General features: G+C 58.8%; 20 protein-coding genes. 3 read left to right on the forward strand and 17 right to left on the reverse strand.

From position 1 onward, the window contains the following. Positions 1-20: 20 nt before the first annotated feature. From mbhE to ABIL25_02645, 11 genes are all read right to left on the reverse strand, one after another. Positions 21-575, reverse strand: a complete 555-nt coding sequence (mbhE, locus tag ABIL25_02595) for a hydrogen gas-evolving membrane-bound hydrogenase subunit E (protein MEO0081166.1) — start codon at positions 573-575, stop codon at positions 21-23. Positions 576-578: 3 nt separating this feature from the next. Then, positions 579-2,483, reverse strand: coding sequence for a proton-conducting transporter membrane subunit (locus ABIL25_02600; protein MEO0081167.1), 1,905 nt, complete (start codon positions 2,481-2,483; stop codon positions 579-581). A gap of 157 nt (positions 2,484-2,640) precedes the next feature. Further along, on the reverse strand, positions 2,641-4,122 hold the full coding sequence (locus ABIL25_02605) for a complex I subunit 5 family protein (protein ID MEO0081168.1): 1,482 nt from the start codon (positions 4,120-4,122) through the stop codon (positions 2,641-2,643). Then, positions 4,056-5,243, reverse strand: a complete 1,188-nt coding sequence (locus ABIL25_02610; GenBank protein ID MEO0081169.1) for a nickel-dependent hydrogenase large subunit — start codon at positions 5,241-5,243, stop codon at positions 4,056-4,058. Before ABIL25_02610 ends, ABIL25_02605 begins: the two co-directional genes overlap by 67 nt. Continuing rightward, positions 5,233-5,709, reverse strand: a complete 477-nt coding sequence (locus ABIL25_02615; GenBank protein ID MEO0081170.1) for an NADH-quinone oxidoreductase subunit C — start codon at positions 5,707-5,709, stop codon at positions 5,233-5,235. Before ABIL25_02615 ends, ABIL25_02610 begins: the two co-directional genes overlap by 11 nt. 79 nt (positions 5,710-5,788) lie before the next feature. Continuing rightward, positions 5,789-6,205, reverse strand: a complete 417-nt coding sequence (gene nuoB / locus ABIL25_02620; GenBank protein MEO0081171.1) for an NADH-quinone oxidoreductase subunit NuoB — start codon at positions 6,203-6,205, stop codon at positions 5,789-5,791. Beyond that, on the reverse strand, positions 6,202-7,134 hold the full coding sequence (locus ABIL25_02625; protein ID MEO0081172.1) for a complex I subunit 1 family protein: 933 nt from the start codon (positions 7,132-7,134) through the stop codon (positions 6,202-6,204). The genes nuoB and ABIL25_02625 overlap by 4 nt, the downstream gene beginning before the upstream one ends. 73 nt (positions 7,135-7,207) lie before the next feature. Continuing rightward, complete coding sequence (locus tag ABIL25_02630) at positions 7,208-7,672, reverse strand: 4Fe-4S dicluster domain-containing protein (protein ID MEO0081173.1); 465 nt, start codon at positions 7,670-7,672, stop codon at positions 7,208-7,210. Then, positions 7,672-9,324: a molybdopterin dinucleotide binding domain-containing protein gene (locus ABIL25_02635; protein MEO0081174.1), complete on the reverse strand. Its 1,653-nt coding sequence runs from the start codon at positions 9,322-9,324 to the stop codon at positions 7,672-7,674. The genes ABIL25_02630 and ABIL25_02635 overlap by 1 nt, the downstream gene beginning before the upstream one ends. 30 nt (positions 9,325-9,354) lie before the next feature. After that, positions 9,355-10,170 (reverse strand): FAD/NAD(P)-binding protein, encoded by an 816-nt coding sequence (locus ABIL25_02640; GenBank protein MEO0081175.1) that lies wholly within the window; start codon positions 10,168-10,170, stop codon positions 9,355-9,357. Position 10,171: 1 nt separating this feature from the next. Next, on the reverse strand, positions 10,172-11,158 hold the full coding sequence (locus ABIL25_02645) for a 4Fe-4S dicluster domain-containing protein (GenBank protein ID MEO0081176.1): 987 nt from the start codon (positions 11,156-11,158) through the stop codon (positions 10,172-10,174). Between the two features lie 295 nt (positions 11,159-11,453). Between ABIL25_02645 and ABIL25_02650 the strand changes: the two genes are divergently transcribed. Next, the gene (locus ABIL25_02650) at positions 11,454-11,873 is read left to right on the forward strand and encodes a DUF1893 domain-containing protein (protein ID MEO0081177.1); all 420 of its coding nucleotides are present in this window, start codon (positions 11,454-11,456) and stop codon (positions 11,871-11,873) included. A gap of 63 nt (positions 11,874-11,936) precedes the next feature. On the opposite strand, the gene ABIL25_02655 is transcribed toward ABIL25_02650, so the two are convergent. The 4 genes from ABIL25_02655 to ABIL25_02670 all read right to left on the reverse strand — a co-directional run bounded on the left by ABIL25_02655 (position 11,937) and on the right by ABIL25_02670 (position 18,717). After that, entirely contained in the window at positions 11,937-12,608 is a 672-nt protein-coding gene (locus ABIL25_02655) for a hypothetical protein (GenBank protein MEO0081178.1), read from the reverse strand. Positions 12,609-12,663: 55 nt separating this feature from the next. Beyond that, a complete protein-coding gene (locus tag ABIL25_02660; protein ID MEO0081179.1) occupies positions 12,664-14,133 on the reverse strand; it encodes a nitroreductase family protein in 1,470 nt (489 codons plus the stop codon). Positions 14,134-14,163: 30 nt separating this feature from the next. Continuing rightward, entirely contained in the window at positions 14,164-15,057 is an 894-nt protein-coding gene (locus ABIL25_02665; protein MEO0081180.1) for a PhzF family phenazine biosynthesis protein, read from the reverse strand. 81 nt (positions 15,058-15,138) lie between these two features. Beyond that, positions 15,139-18,717: a C25 family cysteine peptidase gene (locus ABIL25_02670; protein ID MEO0081181.1), complete on the reverse strand. Its 3,579-nt coding sequence runs from the start codon at positions 18,715-18,717 to the stop codon at positions 15,139-15,141. A 390-nt stretch (positions 18,718-19,107) separates the two neighbouring features. Here ABIL25_02670 and ABIL25_02675 point away from each other — a divergent pair, with 390 nt between their 5' ends. Both ABIL25_02675 and ABIL25_02680 read left to right on the forward strand, forming a co-directional pair. Then, positions 19,108-19,623 carry a ferritin family protein gene (locus tag ABIL25_02675; GenBank protein MEO0081182.1) on the forward strand — a complete coding sequence of 172 codons (516 nt, stop codon included), beginning with the start codon at positions 19,108-19,110 and terminating at the stop codon, positions 19,621-19,623. 34 nt (positions 19,624-19,657) lie between these two features. Then, positions 19,658-20,158 carry a hypothetical protein gene (locus tag ABIL25_02680; protein MEO0081183.1) on the forward strand — a complete coding sequence of 167 codons (501 nt, stop codon included), beginning with the start codon at positions 19,658-19,660 and terminating at the stop codon, positions 20,156-20,158. Here the strand turns inward: ABIL25_02680 and ABIL25_02685 are convergent. Further along, positions 20,155-21,492 (reverse strand): saccharopine dehydrogenase C-terminal domain-containing protein, encoded by a 1,338-nt coding sequence (locus tag ABIL25_02685; protein ID MEO0081184.1) that lies wholly within the window; start codon positions 21,490-21,492, stop codon positions 20,155-20,157. The genes ABIL25_02680 and ABIL25_02685 overlap by 4 nt on opposite strands. A 15-nt stretch (positions 21,493-21,507) precedes the next feature. After that, a partial coding sequence (locus tag ABIL25_02690) for a bifunctional lysine ketoglutarate reductase /saccharopine dehydrogenase family protein (GenBank protein ID MEO0081185.1) occupies positions 21,508-22,779 on the reverse strand: 1,272 nt, incomplete at its 5' end.

Below are 22,779 nucleotides of genomic sequence, written 5' to 3' on the forward strand. Positions count from 1 at the left end.
GTTCTTCCGGCCGCTCCATCTCAGTCAACCTCGTCTTCCGTGTGGTCGCGGCGACCGAACCGGCGTACCACGGTCAGGACTCCGACCACGGCAGTGAATAGCACGACCGCCTCACCCAGCGTATCATAGGCCCGGTAGTCAAGAATTATCGCTGCCACAACGTTAGCCGCGCCGGTCTGCTTGAGACCGGCATCAATATACGCCGAAGCCACACTCATCAGCGGCGAACCGAACACCGGCAGCTCGCGCAACACCACGGATAATAGACCGGCAAAAACGACTGCAAATACGCCGAAGATAGCCGCCGGCACAATCATGTCCGCACCAAAAGCCTTGCCCACGGTCGTATCCTCGTGTGTTGTTCTGAGAATGACCGCGGCAAAGAACACAACTGACAGAATCTCGACCACGATTTGCACGATGGCCAAGTCCGGCGCCTGCACGAGGATGAATATCACCGCGACACTGAAGCCGACCAAACCCATTGCCACCGCCGCAGCCAAAAGGTCGCGCACCTGGATCGCCACAACCGCGGCCGCAAGCATTGCAACGAGTAGCACGTATAGTTCAATCATCGTTCACACTATCAGTATAATCGAGTAGAACAGCACCGCACCCAGGAGCACAAGCGCTAGGTAAATCGGCAGCTCGCCCAGCATCAGTCGACCTAGTCCCGCGCCGGCCCGGACAAGCAGCGAACTTATATAATGATAGAACAATTCGAGCGCAGCATCAATCGCCCGCCTGAAAACAACACCCACTGCCTGGAGCAAACCCACAACCCAGTTGTACAGGTCAAACGCACCAGTCTCACCAAAGCGCAGAAGGTCACCCAGGACCGGCATCTGCTTGACCGGCGAATAGAATGCAGTTCCCGGCACCCGGCTTGCCTCTTCGTCGGCTATCTTCTCGCCACCGACAAACGTCGCTCCCTCCACCGGCCGACGGACCGTACCCAGAAGGTAAATCACCAAGCCGATGCCAAGTGCCACCAAGATAAGCAGAGTGGTCAGCACTGGTTGCCAGATTCCGAAAGGCTCGACTGCAAAGGGCAGCGCCGGGTAGATTAGCCCGCGCAATGGCAACTGATAAGCGAATATCCCGAACACAATGCACAAGAGCGCCAGTATCACTGTCGGCAGCCACATTGTGAAACTGCCTTCCCGAACCCGGGCGAGGTTCTGAGGTCGCTGGCCAAGGAACACCGCGTGCAAAAGTTTGAGAAAAGATGCCAGGGTCAATACGCTACCGAGCATTGCCGCCACAAGGAAGACCGGGTAGAGTCGGCTCCCCTCGCGCGCGAGGTCAATAATTCCTTGATATACCATCCATTTGGATACGAAGCCGTTCAGCGGCGGCACACCGGCAATCGCCAGCGCACACACAAGGAACGAGAAGAAGGTCAAAGGCATCTGCCTAGTCAGCCCGCCCAGCTTCTCAATCTCGTCGTTCTTTGTCCAGTACTCGACCGACCCCGCCGCAAGGAACAAGCCCGACTTGTAGGTGGCGTGGTTGAGCATATGGAACAGGCCGCCGGCAACACCAACCGGCGTGCCAGTGCCGATGCCCAGCACCATGTACCCGACCTGGGACACGGCGTGAAAAGAAAGCAGCCGCATCACCCGTTTCTGTACCAGCGCCATCATCACCGCAGCCAGTACTGTCAGCGCACCAATTCCCATCATCACGTTGCGCAGAACCATGTTGGTCGAGATGTTGAACATATAGACCGAGATCCGGGTGAGCAGGTAGATGCCGAGCAACTTGTCGAGTGAGGCCGGAATGAACGCCATGACCGTGGCCGGCGAACTCTCCGAGGCCTGCGGTATCCAGGTGTGCAGCGGCATCGAGCCAGCCTTGGCCAGGGCACCGGTTGCAATCAGTACAAAGGCTGCAATGTTCGCCGGGTCGGTAAGGCCCATCGGCGCACGCGGGGCAAGGTCGGTCCAGCCGCTACCCGCAAGCAGAATCCCGATTCCGAGCAGCATCGCAAAGTCTGATAACCCGACTACGACCAGTGCCTTGCGCGCCGCTTTCTCCGCACCAGCGTCGCCGACCAGCAGCAGGCCGTAAAGAATCACCAGCAGCACTCCCCAGAAGAAAAGCAACGTCACAAGGTTTGCCGCCAGAAGCACGCCGTTCGAGCAGGCCAGCGCCACCAGCAGATAGAAGTAGTAGCCCCTCGTACCGTGCCAGGTTTTCATGTAGCGGAACGAGAAAAGCACAATGAGTACCCCGAATACCGCCACGAACACCAGGATGAAGCCAGACAGCGGATCGAGCCGGAACGATACTGGGAAGAGGGCGGTTTCAAACCACTGGTAGATGACCGTGTCGTGCCGCGAGCGCAAGAAGAGTCTGAGCGCAAAGTAAAGATTCAGCATCGTGCCGACAAAGCTGAACTCATTACGCAACCGGCCAACAAGATACCCAGCGAGCCCGAACGCAGCTGGTACGAGCAGCATTACAAAGAAGGGATGCATCAGGAAATCCTCTCCTCCGCGAGCGTACGACGCCCACAATCAGGAACAATACCGGTAACCCCTCCGAACAGCTCTCCGGCCTTCCGACTCTCCGGCTTTCTGGCTTTCTGGCTTTCTGACCTTCTGGCTCTCCGGCTTTCCGGCTTTCCGCCTCTCCTCATAATAGGCTCCCCGCGATACTCTGTTCGACCCACCGGCCGAAAATGGGGAAAAGAACCCCAAACGCAACCGACACGACTGCGAAGACCGCAACCACCGCCGTCAATAGCGGGTATTCCCGGCCGACAATTCCAGGTTTCGGCTCGCCGGTGAAAATCCGGTACAGTCTGAGCATGTAGAGCACGGTCATGACTGCTGCAGCCAGTGCACCGACTGCGATGATGAGATTTGCCTGCAGTGCGGCCACGACAACGTACAGCTTGCCGAAGAAGCCAAAAAGTGGCGGCAACCCGACAATTGACAGCGCCAGCAGCGCCACCGAAACTGCGGTAACCGGCATCGTGTTCGACACTCCGGACAACTCGTCAATGTTGCGCTTGTGGGTTGCCCGCTCCACTTCACCCACTGCCAAAAACAGTCCGGCCTTGGCCAGCGCGTGCGCTGCCAGGTACACGACCGCCGCAAACAACCCCAGCCCGGGCGCTAAGGCAAGTCCGATAAAGACATACCCGAGCTGGCTGACCGTGGAAAGGGCCAGGACACGCTTGTAGTCCTTTTCCCACAGGGCATTGCCCGCGGCCACAAGCGAACCGGCCAGCCCGAGCCCAGCAACGAGCAATGGCCACCACGCCGGCAGTTGCATGTTTCCCTGTACGAATATACGGAAGTACGCAACCAGTCCAATCTTGGCGACGACTCCGGACAAAACAGCACTCATCGGCGATGGTGCCGCAGTGTGCGCATCGGGGAGCCAAACGTAGAACGGCATGCTCGCCGACTTGGTCAGCATACCAGCCAGAATCAAGAGTGCGGAAAGGATGCTCCACGTACCACCTGGCAGATAGGTGATAGCCAGGGTGTATTGCTCGACGAATACCATCGCGAATCCTACGAGCATCAGCACCGAGCCAGAAAAGGTCAAAAGGACCGTCTTCTGAGCGAACTTGACTTCCTTCTCCCCACGATAGAACGCTACCAGCCGCCAGGTCGCAATCCCGGCAATCTCCCAGAAGAGATAGATTACGAGCAGGTTCTGCGACAGGCAAAGCCCCACGAGCGCACCCAGCATAATAAGCAGGAAGCTATAGTACTCATGCTGGAACTCATACCAACGCATGTAGTAGAGCGAGTAAATTGTAACTAGAAGCCACACAAGTCCGAACACTGCGGCAAACAGAAGCCCGACGCCATCCACCAGAAACACCGGTGCTGTCTGAACCTTGAGCAGACCAAAGTACCACAGGTTATGCGACCCAGTCCCAGCCAGAAGCCACAGCACGGCAATGCAGCCCATGACCGCAACCGTGCTAAGCATGGCCAGCAGGTTGCGCAGCCAGACCGGCATTCGACGGGCAACGAGAATCAGGAGCCCAATTACTATCGGCCCGAGAATCGCTCCAGCAACAAGCCCGCTCATCGCCGCATCTTCTCCCGTATCTGCTCGGTCTTCTGCCATGACAACCTTAGCAGATCTTGCCAAGTGTACTTCTGCCTGCCATCCTCGAATGCAGCCATGCGCTCAGTACAGCAGTAGCACGGGTCAACCGCAGCCAGGGTCAGGGCCGCATCCGCAATCGAGCCATCCCGCACTGCCACCACGTTCGAGGCGATGTTCATGTAACTGGGCGCTCTGACCTTGTGCCGCAGGGGTCGGTTCGAGCCGTCCGAGCGGATGTAGTGGAACACCTCGCCCCGCGGCGCTTCGGTCCGTCCGCAACCCTCACCCGGCGGGATTTCCTCAATCCGGGTCTGAATTGGGCCATCCGGCAGGTTCTCCAGGCACTGTCGCACAATCTTCACTGATTCGAATATCTCAAGCAACCTTACTCTGGCCTTGGCGAACACGTCGCCTTCCTCGGCGACGACCACATCCCATCTAACCTCATCGTACGCACAATGCGGGTCGTCGTGCCGCACATCCCAGGGCACGCCGGACCCGCGCGCTGTCGGCCCGACTGTCGAGTAGGCAATCGCATCCGACTTTTTCAAGATGCCCACGCCTTCCAGCCGACTGCGGATGACCGGGTCGTCAAGCACGGCCTTGGTCAGCATCATCGTCTTCTTCTCAACCAGGTCAAGCGCTGCGAGTATTTCGGGGACCTGCTCCTTGCTTATGTCCCGCCTGACCCCGCCCGGCTTGTTGGCTGCGTAGTGGTTTCGGTTCCCGGTGATCATCTCGAACACCGCAAGAATGTCCTCACGGTATCGCCAAGCCCACATCCACACCGTGTTGTACCCGATGAAGTGACCGGCCAAACCTACCCACAAGAGGTGCGAGTGAATCCTTTCAAGCTCGTGAATGATGCTTCGGATGTAGTTCGCCCGGGGCGGAGGCTTCACGCCCGCGCAGTCTTCGATCGCAAGAACACACGCCAGGGGGTGCGAGTTCGAACAGATGCCGCAAATCCGCTCGACCAGGAACGGAATCTGGTCATAGGTCAGTTCCGGCGAGATGAACTCGTGTCCGCGGTGGTTGTAGCCAAGGTGAATCTCAAGGTCCACAACCTTCTCACCCTCGACCACGAGCTTGAAGAACTCCGGTTCTTCCTGCAGAGGATGGAACGGCCCAATCGGCACTATCCGCCGGCTATTATCGGCCATGGGCTTCTGCCCTCCGTTCGTAATCTCTGCGCAACGGGTGCTTATTCGGGTCCCAGTCGGTGTCTGAAGTCAATAGCGGCTCCATGTTCGGATGGCCGGGAAACTCGATACCAAGCAGCTCGTGCATCTCCCGCTCAATCCAGTTGCACGCCGGGAACCACCCTGCCTGCGAATCAAGTCTTGGGTCGTCTTTCGGTACCACTACCTTGAGGTTATACAGGGTGCCGGTTGAGTCCTCAGAGAAGTGGTACAGCACCTCGAACCCTTCGCGCGTGTCCAGGCCGGTGCAGATCGAAAGTCTCATGCCACGCTCTTCGTGCAGGAACCGGCACGCCTCGGTCAATCGCTCTCGCGGAATCGAAAGATACAGCCGTCTCGGATTGTGCTCGTACACCTCTACCTCAGGAAACCGCTTACAGAACTCATCAAGCGCCGGCCGCGGGCTCTGATGTGTCTGGCCGCTCATCTCCCCTCCCCGCTAACCCTGTGCCTTGAGCAGAGCGGAGCCACTCCATTTCCGGCTACTCCCTTCCTGGCTCTTGTCCTCATAGCTTGCTCAGCGCCTTGACCACGCCAAGTATCATCGCCTCTGGCTTGGGCGGGCAACCGGGAATGTAGGCGTGCATCGGCAGATACTTGTCGTATGGTCCCATCGCGTTGTACGAGTGCATGAAAATGTGATTATTGCAGGTGCAAGTACCAATGCCGATGACTAGGCACGGCTTTGCCGCCTGCTCATAAACTTCCATAACCCGGGGCAGTGACTTCCGGTTCAGCACTCCGGTCACAAGCAGAGCGTCGGCGTGCCGCGGCGAGCCGACAAGGACGATTCCGAACCGCTCGACATCATAGCGCGGGGTCAACAGCTCCAGTATCTCGATGTCGCAGTTGTTGCACGAAGCCGCCGCCACGTGGTAGACCCACGGCGACTTCTTCAGACCCCAGAGTCCGAGCTTGCTCATAGTCTCAAGAATGCCAGAATGACCGCGATTATACCGAAACTGCCAAGGAAAAACCAGAAGAATCTCAGCGCCTGGTCAACCCGTAGTCTCGGGTTGGTGTTACGCATAAGGATAAGCAACACGACAATTGCCAATGCTTTAGGAATCGCCCACCAGTCCGCCAGTCCACCCCAGAGTACGGTGACTAAGAACAATGGCAGGAGGAAGAACATCATCGCCCGGGTCAGCCGGAATATCGCCAGGGCCGCACCCGAGTACTCGCAGTACACTCCGCTCATTATCTCCTGTTCGGCCTCGGCCATGTCAAAGGGCACGTTGCCGAGCTTCGCCTGAATCGTCACCAGCACAATCAGCCCGGCAATCACTCCGGAAACAGAATACAGAAACGGTCCGGAAACCTGCTGCGCCGCAATGATATCCCCGAGTCGGATCGCACCGCCTGACTTCACAATTGGCACGACCAGGGCCAGAAGAAACGGCAGCTCGTATCCGAAATACAGCGTCATCTCCCGCGACGCACCAACCGCCGCAAGCGGGTTGCGGCTGGCCGAAGCGCCAAGAATCAACCCAAGCGGGGGCAGCGCAAAAAGGTAAACAAGGACAATGAGGTCGCCGACAAACGACCCCTGAAGATGGAAGTTCACATAGAACAGGAGTACCGAGGTGATGCACATTGCCGCAAAGCCCAATAGCGGCGCCAAGAGGAATACGCTGGCCGCCGCACCCTTGGGCACAATCGTCTGTTTGAGTAGGAGCTTGGCCAGATCAGCAAAGGGCTGGTAGAATGGCGGGCCTTTTCGCCACTGGACTCGGGCACTCACGAACCGGTCAACCCAGGTCAGCACCAGACCGACAACGACACTGAAAAGGAAACCAGGAAATACCAGGAACCGAAACGCCAGACCCCACCCGTTCCAGAGTCCGCTCATGCGACCCTCCGCTCAGAGGTCAGCGCGGGCCAGCGTCCCAGGCTCCGGTCGGTTGTCGGCAGTCGTCCGGCCGTCATGGCCGCCTCCAGTGGCCGTGCCGGCCGGCAAATCCGACCCCAACCACAGTCTCGGCAACTTCCTTCTCCTCAACAAAGGTCAATGCGCCGGTCGGGCAGGTAGCAACACAGCGCGGGCCTTCTGGTCGGTCCGCGCACAGGCTGCACTTCTGGGCGATACGGCGCAGCATGCTGGTATCAATTACTCCAAACGGGCAGGCCAACGCACAGGAACGGCACCCCACGCAGTGGAACGAGGCCTGCTGGACCACACCGTTTTCTGTCTTGACGATAACTTCAAACGGGCACGCCGCCGCACAGAGCGGCTCGGCACAGTGCCGACAGCTCATCGGCAGCAGAACCGTCTCGTTTACCTCGGCGTAGCGGACCCTCGCCTCACCGGCAAACCGGCTCCGGCACGCAGCCTCACAAGCATGGCAGCCAATGCAGTAGTCAAGACGAAGAAACAGTCGCTTTGCCACTATGCTTCCTTCATCGCCTCAAGCGCAAGCTTCTTCGACCGGCCGACCTTCTCGAGTCGCGCGGCAACCGGTGGAATTTCGGTTTCGGATGTTACCGGGTCGGTCAGGAGCGGAAACAGTGCCCGGTTCTTGTGCGCATTCACGCCAATGGCTGCGACCCCGGCTGGCACCGCCTGGCTCAAGCGCACCCGGCACTCAATCGAACCGGTGCCGGTCGTTACCCGAACCTGCTCATCGTCGGCCAGCCCGAACCGCCGCGCGTCTTGCGGGCTGAGCGCAATATCGTCTTCCTCGGTAAAGAATCCGCCGATGCCGAAAGCCGCCTTTTCACCAACCAGTAGCAGTTCATCTTCAGCCTTCTGCTCTTCCTCGCCGTCGGCGTAGCGATTGCCGAGCTTTGCAACTTCGGTCGCAGTGAACACCGTTGACGGCTTACACTCGGACCCAGCCTGAGCCGCAACCTTCGGGTCAAAGCCCAGCTGCTCTATTATCCAGCCGACCAGCTTGGTACCACTGTACGGTGCGGCAAGCGGATGACGCTCAAACTCACCCCAGTATCCCCGTCCCCGGGATTCCTTTTCAAGTTCGCTCGGCACCGGCAGCACAAGACCAGGCAGCGGTTCGGCCGGCCGGAAAATGCTTGTTACCGCCCGGAACTCGACCTTGGCGACCTCCGGGAACAGGGCCGGATAGCTGTACGGGTGCATTCCGCCGAACCAGAGCACCAGCCTGACCCTGGCCTCGGCACATGCCTGCCTGAACTCTGAGAACTTGATCGGAGCCAGGGGCATGAGCGCTTCGCCAAACCCTGTGAACGGCGAATCGAGCTTGGCCGCGACCAATTGCGCAGCAAGGCTCACCAGTACCGGATGCTTGACCCGGCCCGGATGCATGGCACAGCCAACAAACCGGGTCGGCCCCGCAACCAGCGTCTTTGCCGCCTGTTCCAGCTCGACCCGATGAACACCGGCCAACTCGCTGTAGCGTTCCGGGTCAATACCCGCAGTCTTACCCAGCAATCCGGCCAAGGCCAGCAGTGCGAACCCCTCGGTCCCAGGCCTGACCTGAATGAACTGGTGGGCAAAACCGGCCTGGCGGGTTCGGAAAGAATCAATCACTACAAGCCGGTGCTTGCGGTCCTGGTACCGGGCTTCTGTCAATGGCCCGGCCGCCACCGGTGATGTCGAGAATACGTCGCCAACAAGCAACATGGCCGAAACCGACTGTACCTGTTCCAGTTTCGCGTCCTTCGTCTTTTCCAGCCGGTAGTTGAAACAGTTGTCCGGCTCAACATAACCACAGACCAGGTTCTTCGTGCCGAGCGTACGAGCAAGCCCGCAGACCAGCCGGGTCTCATCCAGGCCAAGGCCGCGAGTGTAAACAACCGCGGTCTGTTCCGGACCCGCATTCGCAATCCAAGCCCTAATCGTCGCAATTGCCTCAGGCCAAGTAATCTCCCGGCCATCAAGCAGCGGATATGCCAGGCGCTTTGGATGGTCAAGCACGATGCTTGCGCTGTTACCCCGCGGGCACAGCCGGCCACGGTTCACTCTGGCGTCCGCAACGTACTCCATCCGGTACTGGTAGTGGTGGCTGACCCCGGACTCACAGCCGTTGCGACAGAACGGGCATGTCGTCCGCTTTACCGTCACACTACTTCCTCTGTTGTCCTTACCATGATCCTAGACAAACGGATCCGGGATGTCCTTTATCTGATCCCAGGTCAAGACCGGACCGTCCTTGCAGGTAAAGTATGGGCCGAGTTTGCAGTGCCCGCACTGACCCAGGCCGCACGACATGTTCATCTCCATCGAGAGATACACGTTCCGGCCGTCAAAGCCAGCTTCGAGCAGCCGCCGGGTCACAAACTTCATCATTATCGGCGGCCCGCACACGACTGCAATACTTGTCTTCTCATCACACGGAATCTCGTCCATGAGACAGGTGACAACACCGACCTTCTTCATCCACTTTTCGTCTGCGGCATCCACTGACAGCTCAACGTCAACCTTGTCCATTTTCTCCCATTTCGGGATAAGCCGCTTATAAACGATGTCAGCCGGTGTCCGCGCGCCGTAACGCAGGTAAATCCGCTTGTACTTGTGAATCTCATGCGTCAGAGCCAGAAACAGCGCTCGCAGCGGTGCCAGACCCACACCGCCGCCGACAATATATATATCCCGGCCCTCAAACTTCTCCAACGGATAGCGCTGGCCGTACGGTCCCCTGATGCCGACAAAGTCCCCGGGCCCGAGCTTGAAGAGCGCACTTGTTGCCCGGCCGACCTTCATTATCGTCATCTCAAGCGTTTCGCGCTCGAAGTGCGAGGAAGAGGGCGTGAATGGCGCTTCACCATGACCCGGTATCGTCAGCTCGACAAACTGCCCGGCCAGAAACGGCACCTCTTGCTCCGGCTTCAGCACGAAGGTCCTGATATTCGGAGTCTCTTCAATTACCTCGAGAATCTCGGCACTTATCGGCTGATAGATATTGGCCACGCTACGCCTCGAGCACTGCCTTACGCACGTCAATCTTGCCCATGCACGCCCGGATACACCGGCCGCAGCCTGAGCACGCATACATCCCCTGCCAGGTCTTGAAATGAGAAAACTTGCAGTAGAACCGATTGAAAAAGCGCTTATGGAACTCCGAGCGCGGATTTGCGCCGCCGCCCACCCTAGCGTACGCAGTAATGTAACACGCGTCCCAGACCCGGGTCCGCTCCATCCCGGCCTTTTCCCCTGGCCGGTCATACAGCAGGAAGCAGTAGCAGGTCGGACAAACCGCAAGGCAGCCATAGCACTCGACGCATCCTTCGGCCTGATGCTGCCAGAAAACCTTGTCCGTGTTCCGCTTCCAGATGCGCTCTGGCGCATCCTTAGCAAACTCTCTCGGATTGAACCCGGCCAGCAAAGCGCTGGCGCGCCGGCGCTGCTCATCGCGCACTGCAACCTGAGCCCCGCTCGCCTCAGCCGCACCGGATTGACTGACCAACTCCTCACCTGCGGCCGAAAGCGCCTCAATGATCCAGCCGCCCTCGATCACCGCCAGACTCACATCAGCCTCGTCTCTGTCTTCTGGCCCGGCGTGTGGCTGGCCGCCGACCAGATTACAGAAACAGGTATCCTCTGGCTGTGGGCAGTCGGCAACAACAAGGAGCGTGTTGCGCCGGCGACTAGCATAGAACTCGTCCTTGAACTCACCGTCGAGGAAAATCCGTCGGTGCACGCGCAGCGCCGCAATGTCGCACTGCTTCGCACCAAACAGAACCCGCTTCTCGGCCATGGCCGGCTCGAACTTCTCCGGCAACGAAGCAACCTTCTCCCGCGGACTGAAAAAGAATGCCTTTACCGGCTCTGACGTCCGGATACAAGAAAGGCCCCCTCCAGGGCCTCCGGCACCATCCGCATCATCCTCAAGGGCAAGGCGCTGCCAGTGCACCTTGCCATCAATTACCACCGGGAAAAAGACAGCATGTTCCTTCAACAACTGGCTGAGCCAGTTGGTGGTCTGAGTTAGTGGAAGGAATCGTGGCGCCACTTAGGACGGCAACACTACACAGCCAGAAGCGTTTGTCAAGAAAAAAAAACTGGTCTGACACCCGAGCTGGTAGGCCGGAAAGGGAGTAGCCAGAAAGGCTTGCCTTCCCTCTGGCTTTCAGGCTGTCTGGCTACCTGGCTTTCAGGCTTTCAAACTATCTAGCTTCCTAGCCCTCTTGCTCAGTTCCACACGACTCATGGCCGTCTTGACCTTGGCGCATTTCAGACGAAAATAGGTCACGGTGCTTGATCAGCTCAAGCGACTATACACCGAAGGTCTGAGCATCTTAGTATTCGAAGGTGACACAGACCTCTACTCTTCCTATCAGCCCGGAGTCAGGCCACTGCTCGAACTTGTTGACTGGTTTCCCTTTGGTCTTGGTGCCGCAACAGTCGCCGACCGAGTGGTCGGTGCCTGCGCCGCTCGCATATTCGCCTATCTTCGACCTGCCGCGGTTCTCGGCGGCATCGGCTCGACCGAGGCCGCGCACATCCTGTTCACCACAGGCATCAATCACTCCTTCGAAGAAACCGTGCCGCAGATCCTCAACCGCGACAACACCGGCGTCTGCCCATTCGAGCGTCTCAGCACAGACTGCACCGACGTGCACGAACTCATCCGCCGCATCCGGGCCAGACTTGCCGAACCAAATCAAGCCTAGTACACCAAGCACCGGCTCTCTCTGACCTGACACTCAATTCTCCGCCGATACGTGCCGGTTCTACTATCTGACCAGCGGCCACAGCGCCCACAGCCCACGCACCCGCAACAGCAGGGTGCCGTACAGCCTGCCATGCGACGTAAGATAGCCAATTGCCCACCGATCAACCACACCTGACGCTTCGGCTAGCTCAAGCCCGGTCCAGCTTTGGCCTTGCGACTCGCGCTGAACAATAAGCGGCCAGATTGATGCTGAAAAATGGCTTGGCATTTGGCCGGAAATGAAGCGCACCCGCTCAGCCGGCCACACAACCGGCTCCAAGTCCTGATACTGCTGCCTCACCGACTCGACCACTGGTATACCCTGCTCCTCCGGGTCACAACCCAGAAAGGCGCGCATCTCAGCCATAGTCCGGAACTCATATACCTTGGCAACATCCAGGTCTGACCCGTGCTCATAGTGCGACCTGAGCCAGTCCCGGATTAGACTCCAGCGGAACTCACCCCGATAGTAAGCCTTACGCTCCAGGAATCTCGAGCGGTCATACCCTGGTGCTTCACCCTCCCATACTGGCTCATCAATCAGCATCATTGCCACTCGATACGCATGGATGTTTATTCGGTCGAGCTTTCCCTCCCGCACAAGCTCAACGTTCATCTTGAGCACATCGCCTGCCGGCACTGGCGTCCGACACCCGGCCAGCAAGGCCGCCACTGCAACAAGCAATCTGCTCACCAACGCGAAACCGGCCCAGACACAGCCCGTCCAGAATGACTACTCAAGAGCCGGCTCAGCGCACGAACGCAACCCGGCACTGCCTGCTTTCTTCACCCGAAGTCATCCGGCACACATACACGCCGGCTGGCACTGGCCGGCCGTTCGCATCAGTCCCGTTCCATTCAGCAACATGCTGCCCAGGCCCGACCTGCACTTCCTGCCACCTGGCCACAACCCTGCCGGCCATGTCTAGAACCGTAAAGCTGACCGCGTCCGACCGGCTTAGCCGGTACTCCATCCGCACTGGTAGACCAATGCCGGAACCGGCCCGAAGCCAGGTGCCAGGGTCAAAGCCTTGCTCCTGGACTCCAGTCAGAACCTGGCCGGTTGAGAAAACAACGATCGGATACTCAACACTGCCTAGCCCGAGCGCTGACCGAATCGCCGCACGCTCAACCGGGCCCAAAGGCGCGGTTACGCAGCCGCCTAGTCCGAGAATTCTTGCCTGCAAGAGATACTGGAACGCCACAAAGCCGGTCTCAATCAGGGCCCAGGCCGTGGTCGTATCACTATAACAGATGACGACGTATGCTCCTGCGGCCTTGGGCAATCGCGGGCATGCGGCCCAAAGTGAGTCGCGGCGGTCACCAGCAGTCACAAGCTGAATCCGGTGGTCACTTGTTGCAAGGTTCGTGCCCGGCGGCAGCCGGTTGTGGTAACGAAACACTCCGCTGTCGTTCACAAGGTAGATGTGCTGGGTAAGGTAGTAGTTGGCAACCGCTGACGGCACCGTCAGGCCCCGCCGGCTCATCGGCATGTGAGGCGTCACGCCGTAACCGGCCCATAGTATCTGAGAAAGGTCGGCAAGCGGCAGGCTCGTACCATCAAACAGTGTGTCCTGCCCAAGGTCGGCAAGCACCACCTCGAAGGAGTCGCTGCCGTTTGTCACCGGCCGGGGCAGTGTCGAATCTGACGAGCGGGCCACGCAGGAATCGGTCAGCCCGGTCGCAGTCCGCGCACCGTACACGTTCACCATCAGAATCTGATGGCGCGGATTCCAGTTGCTGTTCGCGTGGTTGGCGGCGTACGCCATCGGGCAGGACGCATTGGTTGCACCGCTTCTTGTCCAGAATGCACACCCAGCCAGAAGCCCGGCCTGAACTGCCAGCCCGGCCTCCTCGTTGCGCTGCACTGCAATGCCGACTTCAAATGCCGAGCTTGAACTGTAACGGCGGTTACCAGACCGGTGCACACTCATCGTGTGGCTCGCTGGGTCGTAAAGATACACGTTGGTCGGAGTTGCAACGTATATCTCACGATAACTAGACCCGAGCGACGGCGCTCGGCTCATTGCCCAGAGCACGTTCGACAGCACCTGACTGGACAGCGAACTGGTGAATCCCGAATGAGTTGAATAGCGGCTGTTTGCGATGATTTCGAAAGAGTTGGGGTTCACCACCGGTGCGGGCAGACTCTCAACTTGGGCCAGGGCGGAAACTGACAAGGCCACTAGCAACAGACTACTGAAAATCGCCTGTTTCATGAAAAAAGTCTAGACCCGGTCTAGCACTTGTCAATGCTCCAGCTCGACGACTGTGCCCCTAGCCGTCATCACCACTCCACCACCAACCTTGACTTCTATCCCTGCCCCGCGCCTGCGGCCCTCAAGATACAGCCGCGATGGCCGCATTATCTCAAACCCCTGCTCACAAATGGCCCTTACCTCGGGCTTGCCAGAATACTCGTGCCGGACCAGCCACGCGCACAGGCATCCGTTTGCACTACCGGTTGCCGGGTCCTCCGGCACATCGTAATAATCGCAGAACACCCGCACGTGAAAGTCGTTCTCCGGCTCAACTGTCTCGGGACAGAATGCGAGCACGGCCTTGGCCCGATGCTCACTGCACAACCGGTCATACTCAGACCGGCAGATTCGGACCTGCTGAACCGGCTCCAGTCTTCTCACCGGCACAATGAGAAACCACAACCCGGTCGAAACCTCCTGGGCCGGAAATCGCACATCAATATCATCCTCAGCAATACCGAGAATTGCTGCGGCCCGGCCCGGTTCAATAACGTCGCCGAAATCCGGCTCGGCCTGAGTCATGACAAAGCGCTCGCCATTGCCGACAACCTCGACCGGAATACTTCCCACCGCCAGGTCAAGCACAACCCGGTCCGCAGAACGCCCCAGAAACTCCTGCCAGATGACAAAACCTGTACCCAGACTAGGGTGCCCGGCAAAAGGAACTTCCCGGGCCGGTGTGAAAATCCGCACCGGCCAGCCGCGCTCACTTGGACGGCGACTCATGATGAACGTCGTCTCGCTGAAATGCATCTCGCGGGCTAGTGCCTGCATTTTCTCTCCCTCAAGCCCGGCGGCGTGCAGAAACACCGCAAGCTGATTCCCGCTGAACTGCCGGTTCGTAAACACGTCACAGATAACGAACTCATGCCGGCCAGCCATCGCTGTATGCTACGGAAGTCCTGTCCCACCGTCAAGCAAAGGCCCCGGGCAGAACCCGGGGCCTCAACTTGGATTACCGGTCTAGCGGGCCAGAACCACCCGCTCGAACCCGGAAACATCCGGTGCTTCGAGCCTAAGGAAATACACTCCTGCTGCCAGCCGTCCCGGGTCCCAGACAAACTCGTTCGGCCCGGGTCCGGCCATGCCGCTGAACAGGGTCGCTATTGTCCGGCCGGTCGCGTCCGAAAGCGAAATCCTCACCAGACCGGCCTGGCCAGCATGATACCTCACCAGGGCTCGGTCGGTGACCGGGTTCGGCTGGATCCTCACCCGGTGTGGACTGGTCCCGGGCCGAACCGGTCCCTCAGCCAGACCAACGCTGCGGTCATACCACGACTGGGCCGAATCCGCATGGGCCCGGGCCTGGGCACCATCGGCACCGCCGCAGAACGCAAACGCAAACCGCTGGCTCGCTCCCACTGGTAGATTGAACGGCCCAACCGACACACACACCGACCAGTCATATGCCCGGTTCGAGTTCGGTTGCACCACCGTACCGTTCAAGAACCGCCACTTCATACCGTCGGTCATTGCCGAATCCGGATACACGTACCGCGCATGGTCAACCGCGGCCAGATTCGCATACGACGTCGGCGCTAGGATCTTCACACCAACGCACGGATTCGCACTTGAGGTCTGACGCATGAACGTGAACCGCCGTGAAACGTCTGAAGAACACACGTTCGCAGTCGGCGTCGAACCGACGTCAAAGTCCGCAAACACACCAGCATACAACCCGTTCACTGCTGAACTACCGTTGTTAGCAATGTCGGTCACAACCACAACAAAGTCATCGTACCCTGAACTCGCAACCTGATAGCTGTTCTGGGTAATCTTTAGACCCTTGGCCGAAGGATGGCCCGCGTCTGAATAACTGCCCCGGAAATGCTCATCCCCAGCCACCGGCGGCACCACCGGCCGCAGACTGTCAACCGGCACCAGGTCAGTATTCGGTGTACCTGAGGCCGGCTGCGAGAAATGCCGGTCAGCCACGTAAGTCTCGGCATTGCCCACTGCGACGCTGCCGTAGAACAAGGCCGAAGCAGCTGACTTCGGATAGCAGAACCCAGAACCCATATCAGCCGGCGGCAGGTCGTAGCCGATTGAACCCTGGCAGGATACCGTCAGCTTGCAGTACCCGGTGTCGTGGTCCATAAGAAGCATGCCAGGCATTGGCGGTTCGCCGACCTGAAGCGAGAAGGTGTAGGTCCAGTCACCCCAGTTATCGCAGTGCAGCTTCAGGGTGCAGGGTACCATCGTGCCGCCCGGTATTCCGCTCCCGGCGGTCGCCGTGAACGGGTCGGTTGTGTTTGTCCGTTGCTCGCCTGCAGGTACGTTGCCATACACCGCGTTAGGGTCAGTAATCACAAACTGCGCATGGCCCGATTTGAGTACCGCGGTTACGTTGTTCGCCTGAGCATTGCCGGCATTGCGAACTGTGACCAGGATGTTTCCGGTCTCACCCGGATCGAAACGACCGTTGTTGTTCCCGCCCGGTGGTGGGTCGAGGACCTGGTTCGATACGTAGCGCATGTTCGGCATCGGTGTGCCGCCGCCACCAGCGCGTATCGTGGCCTCATACGGCAGTATCGGGGTGTGCTGGGCTCCGGGTGTTGAGTGCTGGGCGTGGCCTTCGCTCACGGTCAGCAGTACCTCGCCGGCCGTAGCCGCGTTGACGTCCAGCGACGCAAGACCCGAGGCGTCGGTTCGCTCGGCAACGTAGAAGTCCGGTTCCTTCCAGGCGCATACCAGTGCACCCTCAACTGGCCGGCCGCCAACCTCGACGGTCACGTTCAGAGTGTAGGGGCCAAGCGGTATCGAATCCGGCCTGGTCACGGTCGCATTCTGCGGCATGCCACCGGTCCACACCGGCAGAGCAGGGTCGCCGAGCACGACATACATCCAGATGTTGTAAGGATAGGGGCTTGAAGGCCAGTACTTCGCCACGTATGCATCAACTCCGTACTGCTTGATTTCCGCGAGGTTGTACACTGTTGGCCCGTAGTTGCGCACACCCGGTACAGTTATCGTCCAGGTATCGGTTGTAGCTCGGACAAGTGTTGAGCAGATTCCGTGATTCGGTAGCGTGTAGGATGCCTGGGTTGCACCGAAGTTGCCAACCGCACCGCCCGGGTACTTGCCTTGCCAACGCTCGGACAGGCATTCGGCCTGATAGATGTCGCCACAGTTGCAGGCGATGTTATAGACGACTGGTGTCATGTCACCGTTGGTCAAGGCGTCAACGTGCGAGTTGTACCACGACTGATTGTTCACCTCCCACTGCCACCACTCGGTGTAGTCGCCGTGGCCGCGGTACGCCACAATGCCCACACCAGCATTGATTGCCGTAGTTACATCCGCGTTCGAGCGGAACTGGCCCATGATGGTATCAATGTTTACAGTCGGGTAGTATGGCTTGGGCATGAAGTAAATGCCCCGGGTGCAGCCCGAGTACTTGCCTGGGTACTGCTCCTTGTGCGTCGGCATTCTTATCTTCTCAAGCCAGTTTGCGGTTGAAGGCGGGTTCTTCTGGTACTTGAGTGTTTTCTTGATCTGGTTCGCCAAGTCTCCGGCTGAGTCCGGTGAGAACCGACCAAGGGCAATCTCCGGGTAATTATCGCCTGATGGCCAAGGCTCAAGGTCTGAATACCAGAAGTCTGAACGACCGACCCCGGAATACGAGCCCATCGGTATCTCGGCGTACTCGCCAACCAGCAGCACGAACCGAAGGGTTTTGGGTGTATTCCGGTTGTACTCGGCCCTGATCGAATCCTTTATTTCCTGCGCGGTGAAGCTTGACTTCGCAATCATCCGGGTCTCGTAACCACGCTGCTTGATCCAACCCATGAGAGAATCTGTAAGCCAGGGGTTGCTCGAATGCGCGGTGTGGGCAATCACCAGGTACCGTACGCCCGCGCTGTAGTCCTGCGGCCTCACCGGCAGCAGGTTGAAGTTGTCAATGTACTGGGCATACTGTGGTATCATCCAGTCTGCGACTGTCTGGGGGTAGGTCCCAGCGGAATACTCGACCTCGACCCGGATGCGCGACGCGACTTCGATCTCACCTCGTGCTGGGTTCACCTGCACCGGGTACACCTGGATATTCGCTACGTCCAGGTCCCGCCATACACCGGTTTCCACAATTCTCACATCATAGCCCGGATAGCTGACATCCTGGGAGTAGAACTGCCGGTCAAACACGAATTTCCCGGGTTCCTGGCCATCGATGAGCGGTGGCTGCAGAGGATACACGTTACCCACTATCAGTCGCTTCGTCTCCTTGACCAGCGCTCGCGCAGTGGGCTTTGCTCCTGTGGGTATTGCCAAGAGCACCGAAACCTTCGGGACTTGAGGCTTGCCCTCATCCAACACCGCCATTACCTCGCCCGGCAGGCCGATGTCGACGAAATGCTCGGACTCGACCGCTACCGGCGTCTGCTCCAGACCGGGCACGGTTACCTCGAACACGGTCCGGGAAGCATTCTGCTCGAGTATCGCAATGCGCGCTCCGCCGGTTCCGCCGGCCACCGGCAGCCAGCTTGCGCTGGCAAGTCCGGCGACTAGCAGCAGGGCGAACGCTGCGAACACGTGTCTCGTCATCTCAGACCTCCTATCTTTGCATAGCTGCTAATGACCGTCGGCCGGCCCAGAGATAAACTGCCAGCCGACCCGCCTCGCTGCGTCGGTCCGGCCTTTTCTGGTCTTGACTTCGGCCACGGTCGTTGACCGAGTATAGTCCGGCTGGCTGGCAAGTCAACTGCAGTCTGAACCTGGCGGTTTAGGCACTCACCGGCTCCGGGTCGGTGAGCACCTAGGATCAGGCGGTACTTCTGCGCAGTCTCCGGGGCGAGGCCTAGGTTGTCCCGCAACTCGGCTGGCGGACAGCTTCTGCATATGTTCGGTTCTGCTCTCCGGGTGACTTCGGGCATATCACTGCCCGGAAACGGCGACTGCTTGACACCCGGGGTACATGAAATATATTAGCATGCGGTGAGTTGTACCGCAGACAGGAGAAAAATGCCAGTTACCTATTCCGGACCCGAAGTCATGGAAATGGCAGTAGAGACCGAACGCGATGGTAGAAAATTCTACGAGGCGGTTGCGGCGGAAACGAAAGACCCTAAGCTGAAGGACCTTTTCCGATTTCTCGCCGAGGAGGAGGGCAGGCACGTGACCGAGTTTCAGGCGATTGCCCGGACGGTTAGGGAGCGACCACAGGATTTGGCTTACAACTGGCAGGAGGCGGCTGAGTATCTCGATGCAATCGTCGAATCCAAGTACTTCCTGGGCTCAGGCAAGAGTTTGTCCCTTGCCCGGGAGTCAAGAAATTCTGGCGAGGCGCTTGACCATGCACTGGGATTTGAGAAGGAAACCATGCTTTTCTACACTGAGATTCTGCAGATGGTTTCAGAACAGGTGAAACCGGCGGTTGGGCGACTTATTGCTGAAGAAAAAGCACATATCGTAAAACTGACCGCTCTTCGCAGGATACTGAAACGCGAATGACCGATATGCTGAACATCGACATCTAGGAGACTGGATGAGACAGCGAGGCGAATGTCTGCCCATTGAGCAGGTTCTTGATACTGTGCTACGTGTTGAGAAGGACGTAATCGGCTTCTACCGCCTAGCCCGCGACCTGGCCGGTGATGATGCAGCAAAGCGTACCTTCGAACGTCTGCTCGAAGAAAAAGAGACAAACCTTCCTGACTTGCAGAAGGTGTGCCGCGAGATCGAATGTGACGGAACGGCTCTTGCAAATGCGACGCAGGAGGACCTGGTTTTCCTGAGTGCCCTGGCGGAGACTTCGTTCTACCGACAGGTCGGAAATCCGGCTGAACTGGCCGACCCCGCGCTTGATGTGCAATATCTAGTGGACAACGCGCTCAAACTCGAAAAGGACCTCATGCTCTTCTACGTGAAGTTCTATGGCGTGAGCTGTGCAGCCCACAAGCTGTTGTTCTCGAAGATGATCCAGATGTCTCAGCGCCAGATCGCCGAGCTCAACAACACGCGAGCCCGACTTGGGGCAACTAGTTAGACTTGGCTAGCCCGTTCCTGAAAGCTAATGCCGAGGCGGCTGAGCTCAGCCAGCACCGGCTCATACAGCTCGCGCAAGACCGGAATGTGAACCCCGGTCAGGCGAATGACCCCGGTCAGCAAGAGCTTGACTGCCACTGCGGCCGGTAGGCTTACGGTCCTCGCCATCGCGGAATCACCGCCTGGGATCCCATAGTCCACAAGAGTGGTGTGGATTACGGTTTTCTGAGTCTCCGGTGCTTTCTTGGGGTCGGTCCGTTCAGTTTCGAACTCGTGGTGCAGCACGATCATGTCGCGCTCGCCCGGCTTGTATGCCATCCGGTCGAGCATCAGCTTGGCAAGTACGTCAAGGTCTGAGCCGTGCTCGATTCCGACCGGCCGGTCGTCAAAGAACCCGAGCCAGGCAAACCGGTCCAGAATCGGGTGTTCTGGGTCAAGGCCCAACTTAGCCGCCGCTGCCCGGCGTGCGTCTTGAGCACCGGCCAGGTGCCGACTGAACCATGTCGCACACGTCATCTGCGCCAGTCCAGGGATTGGTGTGTCCGTAAGCATTCCGAGGTCTGCGATCGCCTTCAGTGTCTCGCACCACCCTGGGTTGCGCAACGTGCCCCGGAACATCGTCCGGACGCCCTCTAAACCGTAGAGCGCAATGTAGGGCAGCGAGTTACGGTTCGGATAGGCCTCGAACCGGCCAGCACCAGGTACGTCCAGGGTCCAACGGTGGCTGAATAGCTGCGGCCCGGGCACGAACACCTCTTTACCATCTTTCAGGTACCGACCATCGTTCCGACCGGCCATGACTACGCCTTTCGGGCTCCATGAGAACTTGTACCCGAGCGGATTGTCGTTCGCCTCCGGAGCTGGCAGTCCGCCGCAGTAGGACATAAAACTCGTCACCCGGCAACCTTCGGCCTTGATGCGCTCGATAATCTGCATTGCCGACATATGGTCAATTCCAGGGTCCAATCCAATCTCGTTCAGGAAGATAATTCCTGCCCTTTTCGCATCCGCGTCAAGCGCCCGCATTGCATCGCTCACGTAAGAAGTCGTCACCAAAGGTTTCTTCCATGCGAGGCAATGCTTGGCCACCGCCAAGTGTAGCGTGTAGGGCAGGAGGCTTACTACAAGGTCGTGGGTCCTGACCAGTGCGCCGAGCGACGAATCGTCGTCAGCCAGAAGCGCAAGCGCCTGCCCGCGGGGATTAGCTCCGACCAGCTCTTGAGCCTTACTCACCGTGCGGCTTGCGACGGTGACCGCGAAATCGGGAATCTCAAGCAGATACCTTACCATCGGCCGGGCTACCAGTCCGGCGCCAAGTATTAGGACTTTTTTCATCAGTGACAACTCCCTTCAGCGACTTAGATATTTTTCAATATACCGGTACTCAGGAGTCAGTCTGCCTTGGTGTAAAATCAGCCCGCGGCGGACCGGCCCGGGTAGGTCGAGCCTCTCGAGCGGAAGACTGAGGTCAGTCTTGGCCAGCTGGGGAACGAAAGGCATTAGTGCGAGGCCGAACTCACGCGAGGAGTCGAACGGGAGCTCACAGGGAAGATTGTCCACCGCCATGAGCAGAATGCCGGCGCCGTTCACACCGTCCTGGACCGTACCGGTTGTCGGCTCGTATACATAGAACGGCTCGCCTGGGTTCGTTGCTTTGACGGTTGCCTCGATCGAGCCGTTGATGTCACATGAGATGTCACCAATTACTGTGAGCCTTGGAGGCCGGTCCAGTCCGAATGTCCGGCTCAGCCATGCCTTGGTCACGAGTCGCGGATACCGCGGCTCCCAATAGATGCAGTTCACCAACACGGTCAGGAAGGGCAGGTATTCCTCGAATCGGGAACGATACCGTTCTGGGTATGTGAAGTATTCCCTGAGGTCAAAACGGTGGCCCAGCTCGATCGGCTCGACCGTGTGCTCCTCGCGGAACATCACCCGGTACACGGTGTGTGCGTCGCCGTCTGTAGCAAGCGCCGGCAAGTCCAAGGGCTCAACTTCAGTAGCACCGAGGGCGTCGAGCATTTCCCATGCGCCTTTGCCAACGTGTCCGTACCCGGCGACACCAATAACGAGTGGCACCAGTTCATTGGGCAGGCCCTGCTCAACAATGTCGCGCCCCACTTCGGCCAGCGCGGCTTTGGCCAGGGCAACCCGGCCGTACTCGTGTGCCAGTCGTACCCGGGTGAATGGTGTCTCAAACCCCTGCACGCGCAACCTCTGGCCCAGTCCGTTCAGTGTGTCAACGACGCCGGCAATCCCAGCGAAACGGCCGAAGAAAACCAGCCTGCGACCTGCATCGTCGGTGATCTTCTCATAATCCACAAGCGAGCACCCAAGTTCGATCATTCGTGTGAGCATCGGCATATTGTGAGGCTGGCCCTTGACGACATGAGCGAAGAAGACATAGGTGTGCCCGGGCTGGAAAAAAGACTCGGGCATTTCCTTTACCCCCAGGACCAGTGGGCAGTCTTGGATGTCTTGGCGCACTTCCGCGCCGACCTCTCGGTATTCATCGTCGGAGAACACGCGGATGTCAGAATGTTCGACTACGAACTCAAGGCCATGCTCACCGATAAGCTGACTGACCTGCTCCGGAATCAGCGGTGCACGGCGTTCCCAGAC

The organism is candidate division WOR-3 bacterium, assembly GCA_039801365.1.
Taxonomy (GTDB): domain Bacteria; phylum Hydrothermota; class Tepidihabitantia; order Tepidihabitantales; family Tepidihabitantaceae; genus JBDRUN01.

Coding starts and splice junctions, on each gene's coding strand:
- mbhE (MEO0081166.1), bottom strand. CDS start 575: ATGATTGAACTATACGTGCTACTCGTTGCAATGCTTGCGGCCGCGGTT.
- ABIL25_02600 (MEO0081167.1), bottom strand. CDS start 2,483: ATGCATCCCTTCTTTGTAATGCTGCTCGTACCAGCTGCGTTCGGGCTC.
- ABIL25_02610 (MEO0081169.1), bottom strand. CDS start 5,243: ATGGCCGATAATAGCCGGCGGATAGTGCCGATTGGGCCGTTCCATCCT.
- ABIL25_02615 (MEO0081170.1), bottom strand. CDS start 5,709: ATGAGCGGCCAGACACATCAGAGCCCGCGGCCGGCGCTTGATGAGTTC.
- nuoB (MEO0081171.1), bottom strand. CDS start 6,205: ATGAGCAAGCTCGGACTCTGGGGTCTGAAGAAGTCGCCGTGGGTCTAC.
- ABIL25_02625 (MEO0081172.1), bottom strand. CDS start 7,134: ATGAGCGGACTCTGGAACGGGTGGGGTCTGGCGTTTCGGTTCCTGGTA.
- ABIL25_02660 (MEO0081179.1), bottom strand. CDS start 14,133: ATGAAACAGGCGATTTTCAGTAGTCTGTTGCTAGTGGCCTTGTCAGTT.
- ABIL25_02665 (MEO0081180.1), bottom strand. CDS start 15,057: ATGGCTGGCCGGCATGAGTTCGTTATCTGTGACGTGTTTACGAACCGG.
- ABIL25_02670 (MEO0081181.1), bottom strand. CDS start 18,717: ATGACGAGACACGTGTTCGCAGCGTTCGCCCTGCTGCTAGTCGCCGGA.
- ABIL25_02680 (MEO0081183.1), top strand. CDS start 19,658: ATGAGACAGCGAGGCGAATGTCTGCCCATTGAGCAGGTTCTTGATACT.
- ABIL25_02685 (MEO0081184.1), bottom strand. CDS start 21,492: ATGAAAAAAGTCCTAATACTTGGCGCCGGACTGGTAGCCCGGCCGATG.